Below are 12,894 nucleotides of genomic sequence, written 5' to 3' on the forward strand. Positions count from 1 at the left end.
TTATTGCATTTTATGCAAAGGTCTCTTTAAGTTTAAATTAAGTTTAATAGAGCTTGTTGCGCATTGTTAAGCGCACGAGTTTTAGACTCTTCGCCCATGGCCAGGCCTGGTGCGTTTACAAACGTAACGTTGTGCAGGCCAATAAATCCCAAAATGGTGGTTAAGTAGGGTTCAACAAAGTTCATTTTGTTAAGCGGCGCTTGGGTGTAATCGCCCCCCGAGCTCACAATGACAATCACTTTGGGAATGTTCAATAACCCTTCTGGACCATTGGCATCGTATTTAAACGTTTCGCCCACGCGAGTCACGTTATCGAGCCAGGCTTTAAGGGTGCTGGGCAGGCTAAAGTTATACATTGGGGTGCTAATCAACAACACGTCGGCTCGTTTTAGCGCCTGTACGTGCTGGTCAGAATAGGATAAACGCTCTTTTTGTTGCTCGGTGCGCGCATGCGCTGGGGTATAGGCTGCGCCGATAAACGCCTCATCAATATGACTGGGCAGGGTTTGAGCCAAAATATGCTGGGTAAGCTGGGTGTTGGGGTGGTTTTGCATAAACTGTTCACAAAAAAAGTCAGCGAGCTTTTTGGATTCAGAGCCTTGCGACAATGCGCTGGCGTCAATTCTTACAATGTGAGTCATGGTGAGTTCCTTTTTTAGATAAATGTAACGTGCAATGTGCGAACAGTGTAAAACGGTTTTTAACCTTAAAAAAGTCACAAATCCACAAAATATTGTTGCTAAAAATGATGTTAATCACCAAGGTGTAAAGATCGGGGGGCTTGACAGAGGGTGTATAATGGATAAATACAATTTTATATTTTTATAAACAGACCTTAGGCGTGTTTAACAAACGTTTCTAAGCGTCAATAAGCCTTACTTAGGAGTGCTTAGATGTCTGATATTCCCGTTACAAAACGTTCGGTTATGGTGTTGTTTTCTGATTCTAAAAGCCCAAGCTCGCATCGTGTGCGTTTAGTGGCGCAAGAAAAAGACATTCCCATTGAAATCATTGAGGTCGAAAGCGATAACCTGCCTGAAGATTTGTTGGAGTTGAACCCTTACGGTACGTTACCGACATTAGTCGATCGCGATTTGGTGTTGTACGACCCACAAGTCATTATTGAATATTTGGACGAGCGTTTTCCGCACCCGCCGTTGATGTCGGTTGACCCAATTTCTAAAGCCCGCGCGCGTCAAATGTTGCGTCAAATTGAGACCGAATGGTACCCAATGATTGATGTGATTGCCAACGGCAAAAATCCCGACGAAGTTAAAGCGGCGCGTCGTAATTTGCAAGAACGCTTGATTCAGTTAATTCCGGTGTTTGCGCACAAGCAATATTTTATGAGCGACGATTACTCGTTAGTGGACATTAGTATGGCGGTATTGTTATGGCGTTTACCGTCGTTGGGCATTGATCTGCCTAAATCGGCCAAGCCGATTACCGATTACGCCGAGCGTATTTTAAACCGCGAAATGTTCAGCGACAGTTTGTCAGACGATGAAATTGATATGCGAGATGACATCTAATGATTTCTAATCGTCCTTACATGATTCGTGCATTGTACGAGTGGATTGTTGACAACCAATGGACGCCGCACGTGCAAGTGGACGCGCGTTTTCCGGGGGTGGACGTGCCGCAAGCGTTTGTGCAGGACGGTACGATTGTGCTTAACATGCATCCGCAGTCGGTCATGGGATTAACCATGGAGAACGATTGGTTTTCGTTTAGAGCGCGTTTTAAAGGGGTGGAACAAACCATCGGCTTTCCACCTCAAGCGGTTGAGGCCGTGTTTGCTCGCGAAAACGGTCAAGGCATGTCGTTTCCGCCCGAACCGTATCCCGAGTTGTCAAGCACGTCGCAGTCCGGTTTAGAATCGGATTCTAAGCCTGTTAAAGGCAAGAAACCGACCTTAACAATTGTTAAATAGAGGCCGCTTATAAACCGATTTATGACTTATTAAATGGCCTAATAATGCTTACATCCGCAAACGCCTGCTTAATCGCAGGCGTTTGCGTTTCTAAAAACAGCAATTTTAAGTTAGGTCCTGCGTCCATCGTAAAATAGACATCAACCCCTTGTTGGCGCAGTGCCCATACGGTGTGCATGGCGGCGACCGATTGCGGTTGCCAATACACAATGGGCGGCCAAGTGGCCATCATGGTGGCGTGCATGGTTAAGGCATTGTGCTCGGCCGTTTGCCCTAAAAGGGTAAAGTCGTGCTCTTCAATGGCTTGCAAAATACGTTGCATGTCTTGGTTTGCTTGAGTTGGCCAGGCCTGGTAAAGCGCGCAGGTGTTAACCGTTTGTTGCATGCCGGCGGTTGAACTGATCGATTTTTGGCTAATATCAATTTTTAACAATCCCACGCACAGCTCTGGCCATGGTGTGGTGATTTCTTGGGCAAAACTGTCCATGCCATCGTCTTGCTCGCCTTGATGCCACAGCGCAAAGCCGTTAAACAGCGAGCGACTGGCGCTGCCGCTGCCCAAGCGTGCCAACAGCGATAACGCCGTTTTGGGCAGTTGCCAACCAAACAAGTCGTCTAACGCCAACACTAATGCGGCGTAGCCCGAGGCCGATGAAGCCAATCCTGCCGCGGTGGGCACGCTGTTGGCGGTATTCACCCAAAAAAAGTCTTGGGGAGTGGGTCTAAAAAGGCTTAAAAACTGACTTAAACGCTGGGCAAACGGTGTGTCGTTGCTTAGTTTTTGCTGATTTAAGGTGATTAAATCGGCCGTTGGGTTTAACGCTGGGTTTATCAATCCCAGTGTGGTGTGCGTGCCCAGGCCTGGCAAGCTAATCGACACGCTGCCGTTCATAGGTAAATTAAGCACGGCGTCGCGTTTGCCCCAATATTTGCTTAAGGCGATGTTAACGGGTGCCTCACCCACGCCTTGTGGCTTAGGGGGCGAAATGGGCGCGTGTGCTTGCGAGAGTACGCGCTGTACAAATTGGTGTTGCAGGGCAAAAGAAGTGTTGGTCATGATGGGTTATGCCTGGGTTAGTCAACGTTTCTCTTGGCAAAAGCGCCTTGATCGGTGAGTTGAACGCTAAGAGTTTGAAAGTCTTGAAAGACAGCGGCGGTTGACCAGGCCTGGTCATTTGTGTCATGACTTAACGCCAGTACACAATCGCCTAATCCTGAGCCTGATATTTTGGCGCAACAGACGTTGGGTGTGTGCGCCAGTTGATTCAAAATAGCCTGTAAGGTGGTGTCGGTTACGCCCAATTGGGTCATTAGCGTTTGGTAGTGATAACAGGCGTTAAAAAATTCGCTTAAGCCATTTGGACTGTTTAAGTTGTGGTGTGTTAAGACCTGGTAAGCGCGCTGGGTGGTTTTCCCCATTTGGGCGTACAGCGCCTTAAGCTCGGCAGGTTGATGTTGCCATTGTGCCGCCACCTGTTCAAGCACCTGGGCGGTGGGGGTTTTGTAGCCCGCGTAAATTAAGTGCAGGTTTAAGGTCGAAAAGAGAGCGTTTTTGAGTTTAACGATGTTGACGGACGCATTATTGGTCGCGCTGCTCGACGTGTCGCTTGACGGTTGAAAATAAATTAAACCACCGTACAAACTCGCGGCCAAGTCGGTGCCTGAGCCGCGTCCTTGAATGACTAAAATTTGCTTGTGCCCCAGCGCAAACAACTCTAAAACACTTAGGTTTTTTTGCGTTATGGCGTTTAAACCCACCAACATCGCCGCCAGCACCGCCGCCGAGCTGCCCAAGCCAATGGTGGACGAAAAGTCACTGTGAATATCAATGTCTAAGCCCATGTTGCAACGTCGTAAGTCGGGTTGAAACGCCCGCAATGCGCCGAGCACAAAGCGTAATTTTGGATGGTCGCAGGTCGGGTCGCTTAAACGTTCTAAGTGGGTATTTTCTTGTGCCAGGCTTGAGCGTATGCAGATGCGTTGATCGGTGCGTTGCTGCCAGTCAATGGTGATAAATTGATTAAGCGCGCAGGCCAATGCGGGGTGACCGTACACCACGCTGTGTTCGCCTAACAACATGGTGTTGGCAGGGGCTTGGCTAAACCACTTCACAATAGGCCCCGCTTTGCGCGGCGCGCGAACCGGTGTTTAGGTCAATTAAGGTATAGCCGTATTGACGGCATAACTTAACCGGCGGCAGGTCGCTTAAACACAAAACGATGCCGGCGCTTTCGCCTTCTACGCTGCCGGCACCGCAAATTTTGGCGCCAGCGTCCATGTCGTTTTCAAGGGCGGCAATAAAGTCTTGCACCCGTTGTGGCACCACGCCAATTTGGGTCAGCAGTTGGTGGTTTTGGCGAATGCCTTGTTTAAGGTGCTGCGAGTTTTGGTGTGACCAGGCCTGGGCAATCTGGTGTGTGGTGGTTTTAAACGCTTGCCATAGTTCAGTTCGGAGGGCGTGGTTTTGTTTAACGGTTTGCACGCAATGTCCGGTACTGCTTTCTGGGTGGCCAGTATCAATCAGCCAGCCGTGTAAGGTGTGTTTATCCAACTGCTCAATGGGGTGCTTGGGTTGATATTGCAATAGGCCGCCGTGAATCAGCGTGGTAGGGTCAATACCGCTCGAACGCCCATGTTGACGACATTCGATGAGTTGCGCCAACGCCAACAGTTCGGCGGGCTGCACGTCTAAGCGTTGATGGTGAATCAGCGATTTTAACACCGCAATAATCACCGCCGCCGAACTGCCTAAGCCTCGACCCATTGGGGCTTTTGAGTCAATTTTAAATTGCCAATCGGCGCGCATAAGACCGTAGTGATGGTCAAAGTGGTGCAGTATGGTCAAAATTAAATCAAGGGGTTTAGACAACACCGATTGAATTGCCCCCGATTGGGTTTCAAACAGATGAAAGCGACTTTCTATGCCCACGCTGAGTTGTTTCCATTGTGCAAATGGCAAACAATGTTTTTGCTGATAGTTGACCAGTTCAATGGTGACGCTGGGGTGGCGGCTCAGGGTGTAAGTGCTTAAGCAGTGTGTCGGTAAATCGATGGCCATGCTGATGGCGGGGCAGTCGTATAACACCGAGTGCTCGCCCGAAAGAATTAACTTGGCCGGCACGGTACACAGGGTGGTCATTTAGCGCAGCATCTTGGTTGCCGCTTAGTGGGCTGAAGCGGGACTGGGTGCATGAGAATCGTCAGCGTGGGTTGTGGACACAACTTGATACAGTCGTTTGTGTTCTAAAATTTGCGCCAGACGATAGGGGCCACGGTTGGTGGGTGTAAACACCACGTTGGTGGCGCCATCGTTAGGGTGGTGATAAAACGCTAAATACTGCGCATAGCTTAGTGCGGTACGTTGCGCAATTTGCGTTTGATGGCTTTGGCTCATTAACACCGCCTGATAACCGGGTTGCACAATGCCGGTAAAAAACTCGGCCACACAGCCCGAACCGTAGCTAAAAAAGCTAACGCGCTTATTGTCTAAGCGGTCTTTAAGATGGTCTAAAAGTGAGCAAAACCCCACAAACAGCGAGGCGCTGTAACTGTTGCCCACAATGCGATTGTAAATTTGGCTGGGCAGAGTTTGCGCATCAAATTGCGCTTGAGTAAGGGTGGCACCGACTTTTTTAACCAAGGTTTGATGAGCTTTTTCGGCCATTTTGGTAAACGGTATGTGGTAGCAAAAGTAGTCAATATCTTGAAACGTGCGCCCGGTCTGTTCGGTAAAATGCGACCAGGCCTGCTTTAAGCTGTTTAAGTACACTTTAGTGGAGTATTTGCCGTCTACCAACGCCGTGGTACGGTAATTTGGGCGCCAAAAATCCATGACGTCTTCGGTGTAATAGCCCGAACCCGGTTCTATGGCTAAAATTCGTGGTGCTTGGGTAATCAGCATGGCCACCGCACCACAACCTTGCGTGGCCTCGCCCGAGGTGTCCACGTCGTATTTGGCAATGTCAGCGGCAATGACTAATATTTTTTCGTTTGGATTGGCGCGCACCATGCTGGTGGCCATTTGCAACGCAGCCGCACCGGCGTAGCAGGCGTGTTTAAACTCCACCACACGACAGCGGTTTGACAGCTTAAGCAAGCCATGCAAAAACACCCCAGCCGATTTAGATTGGTCAACGCCCGATTCGGTCGCAAACAACACCGCCGAAATTTGGCTGGCGTCCATTTGCGCCAAAATGGGTGCGGCGGCTTTGGCGGCCAACGTCACCACGTCTTCATCTGGCGGGGCAATCGACATTTTTTCTTGCCCAATGCCTACATAGAATTTATTGACGTCTTGGTGTTTTTCAGCCGCAAACGTGTCCAATCCCAAATAGTAATCTGAGGTGGAAAAATGAATTAAATCAATGCCTACTTTCATATTTAAGACGGATTCTTCTAGCAGTTACGTGTTGATTAAACTAATTGCGTATTGGCAATTAACGACGTGTTTAAATGTAAATCATCGGCTTGTTCTATGCCCAGCAAAAATTGTGCGGTCATAAATTCGTGTTTAAACCGTTCAATCACCTTAATGACCGCATCGGTAGACTCTAACGCCGGCGCTAATAAGGGCGCGGCCACCCCGCATAATCGGCCGCCCATTATAACAGCTTTTGCCATATCGATGCCGTTTCGTATGCCGCCGCTGGCGATAAAGTACGCACGGTTTTGATAGGGCAGGCTGGCACTTAACGATTCTAGGGTGGTGAGTCCCCAATCTTGAAAGGCAAACCCAAGTGGGTTGTCGGCGCGGTGCGCCTCAATGCGGCTCCACGAAGTGCCGCCACGCCCAGCCACATCAAAGTGGCGAATGCCGGCTTGCAAGCCTAGCTCAATGTCGGCGGCCGACAGTCCACAACCCACCTCTTTTAAAATAATAGGCACGTCGAGTTGTTGCGCTAATTGATGTATTTTTTCGGCCAAACGGGCAAAGTTGCGATCGCCTTCGGGCTGAATCAGCTCTTGCAGCGGGTTAAGGTGCAAGTACAGTGCGTTGGCGTTTAAGGTATCGACCGCTTTGCGGGCTTGGTCGATGCCAAAACCGTAATTAAGTTGCACCGCGCCTAAGTTGGCAATAAGCGGCACGTTGGGCGCGTATTGGCGCAACGCAAAGCTGGCGGTTGCCTTAGCGTCTAGCATCATGGCACGTTGCGAACCCACCGCCATAGGCACTTGGCACGCTTGAGCGGCTTGCGCTAAATGACGGTTTATATTGGCTAAGTTGTGTGCGCCGCCGCCGGTCATTGAGGCAATTAAAAACGGAAACGCAATCGGTTGATTTAAAAATTCGGTTTGGCTGTTGAGCTTGGCAAAGTCGAGTTGGGGCAGGCCGCGATGGCTTAAACGCAGGCCATCAAATTCACTTTGCTGACGATCGACCAATGGGTCGTTTAGCACCGCATCAATGTGGTCTTGCTTGCGCTGGGTGATTTGCTGACTGTTCTGCTGACGATTGTGTTGAGTCATGTTGGGGTTTGAAGTCATGCGTGGTGTGCGCGTTCAAGTTTAATGTGCGCGGCCATGAGCTCGCCCGGATTGGTTTGCGCGGCCAGTAAAGACAGTTCGCCGCAAAAGGCCGTGGCCCCCGCAATGCACGCCAAGCGGCGAGCGTTTACGCCTGGGGCAACGTCTGGGTTATCACAACCCAATTGGGTTAAGTTGTGGCGGACAAAATCCAAACCTTTGCCGTTGCCCACCGTGCCGACAATTAAATTAGGTAGTGTGGTCGAAAAATACAAATCGCCTTGCGGAGTGACCTCGGCGTGGTTAATGGCTTGCGAGCCTTCAACAATATTGGCGGCGTCTTGCCCGGTCGCCAAATAAAATCCCAACAGCATATTGGCGACATGGGCATTGGCACTGCGTAAACCGCCCGACACAATGCTGCCGAGCAAATCTTTTTTAATGTGTAAATCGACAATCGCCTCGGGGGTGGTTTTTAAAAAACGCTGGCACAATTTACGCGGCAAGGTGACTTCGCACACCACGTATTTGCCGCGCCCTAAAATACCGTTTACCGCCGAGACTTTTTTGTCGGTGCAATAGTTGGCCGAAATAGACACGTATTGTAAGTGAGGATATTGCGCCAATAGCCAGGGAATCAGCTGGTCGGCGGCGTGCGTGACCATGTTGTGCCCCGACGCATCGCCGGTTGAAAACTCTAAGCGTAAGTAAATAAGATTGCCGACCACCTGAAAATGGGTGTCAAGCAACTGAGCAAAGCGACTGCTTTTGGCCACAACCGCTTGCAAATCGGCATGACGCGCTTGAATGTGGCGCACGCACTCGGTGGCTAGGCCCGCGTGGGGGGCTTGCAATAAAATGGAGCGCGTCATGCGTTCGTCTACCACAGTAACTCGAATGCCACCGGCGTGCGCGGCGACACGCGCACCGCGCGCCACCGACGGCCAAAGGGGCGATTCGTAAGTGGCTAATGGCACCATTAAATCGTCAACGACAACGTCGCCAATGAGTTTAAACGGCCCGACCGATTGCATGGGCACGGCCGCAAACAGCGGGGGATTAGCAGAAATTTGAGGCGAAGTTGAATTTGTCATGAGCGGTATTATAAAGGAGGGCTTTTAAGATGGCTTTAAAAAATGCGTAAAATGCACGTTAAAAGCTACAAAAATTAGATGACTTGGCTTGAAAAAGTGCTGTGCGTCGCTATTTTAAAGTTGGTTTGTCGTGATTCTTAATCGATTTTTGAATGATTTTTGATAAGATACCACACGATTTTTAATACGATTTTTAATGGTCTCAGTTTTTAATACAGAGCGCACCGCGCAAAAGGAAAATTTCATGGCTTTAGCAACTGCACGTCACATCTTAGTAGACAGTGAAGCAAAATGTAACGAACTAAAAGAACAAATCGCCAATGGCGCTGATTTTGCCGAAGTGGCCAAAGCCAATTCAAGCTGCCCTTCGAGCCGCAGTGGTGGTGATTTGGGGCAGTTTGGTCCAGGCATGATGGTGCCAGAATTTGATAAAGTGGTGTTTAGCGCCGATGTGGGCACGGTACAAGGACCGGTCAAAACCCAGTTTGGTTACCACTTGTTAGAAGTGACCAGCCGTAGCTAATCGGTTGTTTAAAGTGGTTGTGTAAAAGAGCATAACACTTAAAAATATCGCTTAAAAAACACAAAAAAACCGTGTATTTTTAAATTGACCAGGCCTGGTTAACTTAAAAATCACGGTTTTTTTGCTTTATGCGTTATGCATTAAGTTAAGAACGGCTTAAAAACGCTTAAAAATTATCGAGCGCGCGGCGTGTAAGTAAACTTTTGTCCACCAATGGCCGCTTCGTACATTAAGCCACCTTTGGCTAACGTAAACACCGCCATGCCTTTATAGTATTGACCTTCGGTTTTTAAATGGTCGTTGCCCAAGTTGGCGCTGGCGCTGGTGCCTTTGGTGGTGGCTTCGGCCGCAACACCGGCGGTAATCACCACGGCCGATGCGGTGGCACCAAACTCAAAGTTGCCGCTGGTAAACTCGTCAAACGCGCGTTGGTCTTGAAAAAAGATAATTTGGCTAAACGCTTGTCCACCAAATTGAAACCCTAACGAACCTTGAAACAACTCGGCATCGCCCTTGTAACGACCACGTTCAAATACACGTCCTTTACCATAAGCGCCACCCACAAAAAAGCCCACCTTACCAATGGTTGGAAACACCGCGTAGCCATACGCGTGCTTAAAGAATGCACCCGATTTGGCATTTTTAAAGGCCGCCACCGCCACATCGTATTCGGCATCGTGAATATTTTGAGTCATTTGCGGTTTAGACTCTGGTAGATAGTCATTGTTGGCTAAAGCCGGCGCGGCACTTAGGCTTAATGCCCCTAACAGTAAACCGCTTAATAAGCCGTTTAAGCTCAGTTTGGTCAAGCCCTTTGTTTGGCCAATACGCGTCGAGGTAAGGCTAATGGGTTGTTTACATTGATTTGACATAACGATAAGACTCCAATGGCGTAAAAGATTGTCTATTCTAAACGCTATTGATGCGATTTGTGAATAAACCCTAAAAAGATTAACGCGTAGATTGCCTTAAACTGTAAAGTTAGTGCATTATTAAAGTACCGTTAAAGAGCTGTTAAAGTTCCGTTGCTCAGTACGCTTTGAGCTGATAAACATAATGAAACATAATGGATAGATAAGGAGAGAAGCATGAGCGTTTCATGGATGTTTTTTGGGGTGTTGTTGTTGGCATTAGCGTTGTACGCCGTGGTGATTTACAACACGTTGGTGCGGTTAAAAAACCAATATTTAAATGGATTTGCACAAATTGAAGTGCAGCTCAAGCGACGCTACGATTTGATTCCGAACATGATTGAAGTGGCCAAAAAAGCGATGGCACATGAGCGCGAAACGTTAGAAGCGGTTACGCTTGCGCGTAATGAAGCATTGGCTCTGCTTAACGCCGCAGGTCAACATCCTGGTGACGTAAACGCCATGCACAATTTGGGGGCGGCGCAAAGCACCCTAAGCGATGCATTGGCACGGTTTAATTTGGTGGTTGAAGCCTATCCCGATCTAAAAACCAATCAAAATATGCTGCAATTAACCGAGGAATTAACCTCGACCGAAAACAGGGTGAGTTTTGCTCGTCAAGCGTTTAACGATGCGGTAATGAGCTACAACCAGTATCGACAGAGTTTTCCCCCGATTGCCTTGGCCAGTGTGCTGGGACATCCAACCGATGCTACCTTGCTTGAGTTTGCCGACAGTGCACAAATTCAAGTAGCGCCTGCGGTGCGGTTTTAAAAGCAAAAGAGTTTTAGTATGAATTTTTACGCCGCCCAAGCGCAAGCCCGCAAAAAAACCAAATGGTGGGTGCTACTGTATGTGATTGTTTTATTGGTGATATCGGGGTTGAGTATTTTGGTGGTGTGGGCGTTGGTGGTGGTCTTGGGCGCAGGGCATTGGGTAGAGGTGCCGCGTTTTAATGCCCATCGCGATACTTGGAGCAACCTAATGGTGTTGGCAAGTCACCCCGTTGTATGGGCAGTAACCGGCGTTGTGGTGGGTGGGGCGTTGTTAAGTTCCTGGCTAAAAAGTCGCACACTGGCCAAAGGGGGCGCGCCTTTGGCCATGATGCTGGGCGGAGTGCCCATTAATCCCAGTACGCGCGTACCGAACGAACGCCGCGCCTTAAATGTGGTGGCCGAAATGGCGATTGCTTCAGGCATGCCCGTGCCCGAGGTGTATGTATTGCCAAAAGAGTCGGCCATTAACGCCTTTGCCGCAGGGCAGACGCCCGCCGATGCAGTGATTGGCTTAACTCAAGGCGCGTTAGACGGATTAAATCGCGCGCAATTGCAGGGCGTGGTGGGGCACGAGTTTAGTCATATTTTAAACGGCGACATGCGCCTTAATTTACGCATTATTATGCTGTTGCATGGTATTGAATTTATGGGGCAGCTTGGACGATGGTTAAGCCAGGCTGGACGTGGCGGTGTTCGCGCTCGTTCATCCTCAGGTCAAGCCAAGGGCAATGCTTTGTTTGTGCTGGCGGGGCTTGCTCTGCGCCTTATTGGCTGGTTTGGTGTGCAGTTTGGCAAAATGATTCAAGCGGCTATCAGTCGCCAGCGCGAGGTGTTGGCCGACGCTTCGGCTGTACAGTTTACCCGTGATGCCCATGCGGTGGCCGATGCGCTTAAAGTGGTGGGTTATGGCCACCCTGGTGCGGTGTTAACGCACACCGATGTGTCGGCGGTGAGCCATCTGTTTTTTGGTCAAGCGTTTACCACGCACTTTAATTTTTTATTTGCTACGCATCCGCCATTGGCGACGCGCATTCGTGCACTCGATCCGCAGTGGAATGGGCAATACATCAAGCCATTAACGGCCTTGTCGGCATTAACTGCATTAACTGCATTAACGCCATCTTCGCCACCCGCGCAAACTGTCCAGACTAACAATGGCGCATTGGGTTGGACGGCACCCCTTGAACATTTGGCGCTGGCGGTGCCAATGGGGCTGGAACAAGCGGCCGAGCATAATCAAGATTGGGCAAGCGATGCGCCCAGCCCACATTGGGCTGAACTGGTTGCCTACACGCAAGAACCTCTTGATGCGGTGGGTTTGGTGATGGCGTGTTTGTTAAGCGAGCTGTCGGTTAAATCTATGCAAACATTGGATTGGCCAGTGTTGTTTAGTCAGAGCAATCTACCAGGCCTGGTCAAAGCGCAGCAAGCACATTTAATGGACACCGTAACGAAAATGCAACGCGTTTCTCGTCCGGCACGCATGGTGTTAATAGAGTTGGCCATGCCCGCGCTCAAACGGTTGTCGCCCCAGCAATATCAACATTTAAAACCCGCATTGCAATGGATTATGGCATTGGACGGCCAAAGCAATTTGTTTGAGCTCACCTTATACCAGTTGGTAGCGCACTATTTGGACGTGTTTTTTGGGCAGACGTTACCGCTTAAGGTTAAATACCACACGCCGCAAGCGGTGCAAATTGAGCTGCAATGGTTGTTGTCTGCGTTGGCATTTTATGGGCAACACAGTACTCAGGTGCAGCAAGATGCCTTTGCTAAAGGCATGGCAATGTTGGGTTTAACCGCGTTGCAGCCATTGAACGATATGGTGTACAAGGCCGAAGAATTTGCCCGTTTAACCGTCAAGTTAACCCACGCGTCACTGCCGTTAAAAGACCGGATTATGCAAGCGCTCATCACGTGCGCCCAGCACGATGGGGTGATTAATTCAACCGAGCGGGAATTGATTTTAGCCATTGCCGCCACGCTTGACGCACCCATTGCGCGCTTGGCTGTGGTGGTGTGGGATGAAACCTCTCAATCGATTTAAATCAATTTAAGCCAACTCAAACCAGTTCAAACCAACTGACCAGGCCTGGTCAGTTGTTACGTCACTATTATTTAACGGTTGAACGTAGTTTAAAGTGTTGCTAAAAGCGTAAAATAGCGCAGAATTTTGATCAGTTATTTTTGG

General features: G+C 49.3%; 13 protein-coding genes. 5 read left to right on the forward strand and 8 right to left on the reverse strand.

Annotated elements, in window-relative coordinates; translation table 11 throughout:
* Positions 1–32 precede the first annotated feature (32 nt).
* Positions 33–641 carry an FMN-dependent NADH-azoreductase gene (locus EP181_RS02200; RefSeq protein WP_127470205.1) on the reverse strand — a complete coding sequence of 203 codons (609 nt, stop codon included), beginning with the start codon at positions 639–641 and terminating at the stop codon, positions 33–35.
* 252 nt (positions 642–893) lie between these two features.
* Between EP181_RS02200 and EP181_RS02205 the strand changes: the two genes are divergently transcribed.
* Complete coding sequence (locus EP181_RS02205; protein WP_127470206.1) at positions 894–1,532, forward strand: glutathione S-transferase N-terminal domain-containing protein; 639 nt, start codon at positions 894–896, stop codon at positions 1,530–1,532.
* Complete coding sequence (locus EP181_RS02210; RefSeq protein WP_127470207.1) at positions 1,532–1,933, forward strand: ClpXP protease specificity-enhancing factor; 402 nt, start codon at positions 1,532–1,534, stop codon at positions 1,931–1,933. Before EP181_RS02205 ends, EP181_RS02210 begins: the two co-directional genes overlap by 1 nt.
* A gap of 19 nt (positions 1,934–1,952) precedes the next feature.
* Here EP181_RS02210 and mvaD read toward each other — a convergent pair whose 3' ends face one another.
* Genes mvaD through EP181_RS02240 form a run of 6 tightly spaced genes read right to left on the reverse strand, consistent with a single transcriptional unit; the run spans position 1,953 to position 8,490 of the window.
* Positions 1,953–2,990: a diphosphomevalonate decarboxylase gene (gene mvaD, locus EP181_RS02215; protein ID WP_127470208.1), complete on the reverse strand. Its 1,038-nt coding sequence runs from the start codon at positions 2,988–2,990 to the stop codon at positions 1,953–1,955.
* Positions 2,991–3,007: 17 nt separating this feature from the next.
* Positions 3,008–4,045, reverse strand: a complete 1,038-nt coding sequence (locus EP181_RS02220) for a mevalonate kinase family protein (RefSeq protein ID WP_127470209.1) — start codon at positions 4,043–4,045, stop codon at positions 3,008–3,010.
* Positions 4,032–5,072, reverse strand: a complete 1,041-nt coding sequence (locus tag EP181_RS02225; protein WP_127470210.1) for a mevalonate kinase family protein — start codon at positions 5,070–5,072, stop codon at positions 4,032–4,034. Before EP181_RS02225 ends, EP181_RS02220 begins: the two co-directional genes overlap by 14 nt.
* A 24-nt stretch (positions 5,073–5,096) precedes the next feature.
* Positions 5,097–6,311 carry a hydroxymethylglutaryl-CoA synthase gene (locus EP181_RS02230; protein WP_127470211.1) on the reverse strand — a complete coding sequence of 405 codons (1,215 nt, stop codon included), beginning with the start codon at positions 6,309–6,311 and terminating at the stop codon, positions 5,097–5,099.
* Positions 6,312–6,346: 35 nt separating this feature from the next.
* Positions 6,347–7,417, reverse strand: coding sequence for a type 2 isopentenyl-diphosphate Delta-isomerase (fni, locus tag EP181_RS02235; protein WP_232023482.1), 1,071 nt, complete (start codon positions 7,415–7,417; stop codon positions 6,347–6,349).
* Positions 7,414–8,490, reverse strand: a complete 1,077-nt coding sequence (locus EP181_RS02240; RefSeq protein WP_127470212.1) for a hydroxymethylglutaryl-CoA reductase — start codon at positions 8,488–8,490, stop codon at positions 7,414–7,416. Before EP181_RS02240 ends, fni begins: the two co-directional genes overlap by 4 nt.
* 196 nt (positions 8,491–8,686) lie before the next feature.
* Here EP181_RS02240 and EP181_RS02245 point away from each other — a divergent pair, with 196 nt between their 5' ends.
* Positions 8,687–9,013 carry a peptidylprolyl isomerase gene (locus EP181_RS02245; RefSeq protein WP_127470213.1) on the forward strand — a complete coding sequence of 109 codons (327 nt, stop codon included), beginning with the start codon at positions 8,687–8,689 and terminating at the stop codon, positions 9,011–9,013.
* Between the two features lie 173 nt (positions 9,014–9,186).
* Here EP181_RS02245 and EP181_RS02250 read toward each other — a convergent pair whose 3' ends face one another.
* A complete protein-coding gene (locus tag EP181_RS02250) occupies positions 9,187–9,885 on the reverse strand; it encodes a lipid-binding SYLF domain-containing protein (RefSeq protein ID WP_197723389.1) in 699 nt (232 codons plus the stop codon).
* Between the two features lie 216 nt (positions 9,886–10,101).
* Here EP181_RS02250 and EP181_RS02255 point away from each other — a divergent pair, with 216 nt between their 5' ends.
* Entirely contained in the window at positions 10,102–10,698 is a 597-nt protein-coding gene (locus EP181_RS02255; RefSeq protein WP_127470214.1) for a LemA family protein, read from the forward strand.
* An 18-nt stretch (positions 10,699–10,716) separates the two neighbouring features.
* Positions 10,717–12,750 (forward strand): M48 family metallopeptidase, encoded by a 2,034-nt coding sequence (locus tag EP181_RS02260; RefSeq protein WP_127470215.1) that lies wholly within the window; start codon positions 10,717–10,719, stop codon positions 12,748–12,750.
* The last annotated feature ends 144 nt before the right edge of the window (positions 12,751–12,894 follow it).

The organism is Thiomicrorhabdus aquaedulcis (genome assembly GCF_004001325.1).
GTDB lineage: Bacteria > Pseudomonadota > Gammaproteobacteria > Thiomicrospirales > Thiomicrospiraceae > Thiomicrorhabdus > Thiomicrorhabdus aquaedulcis.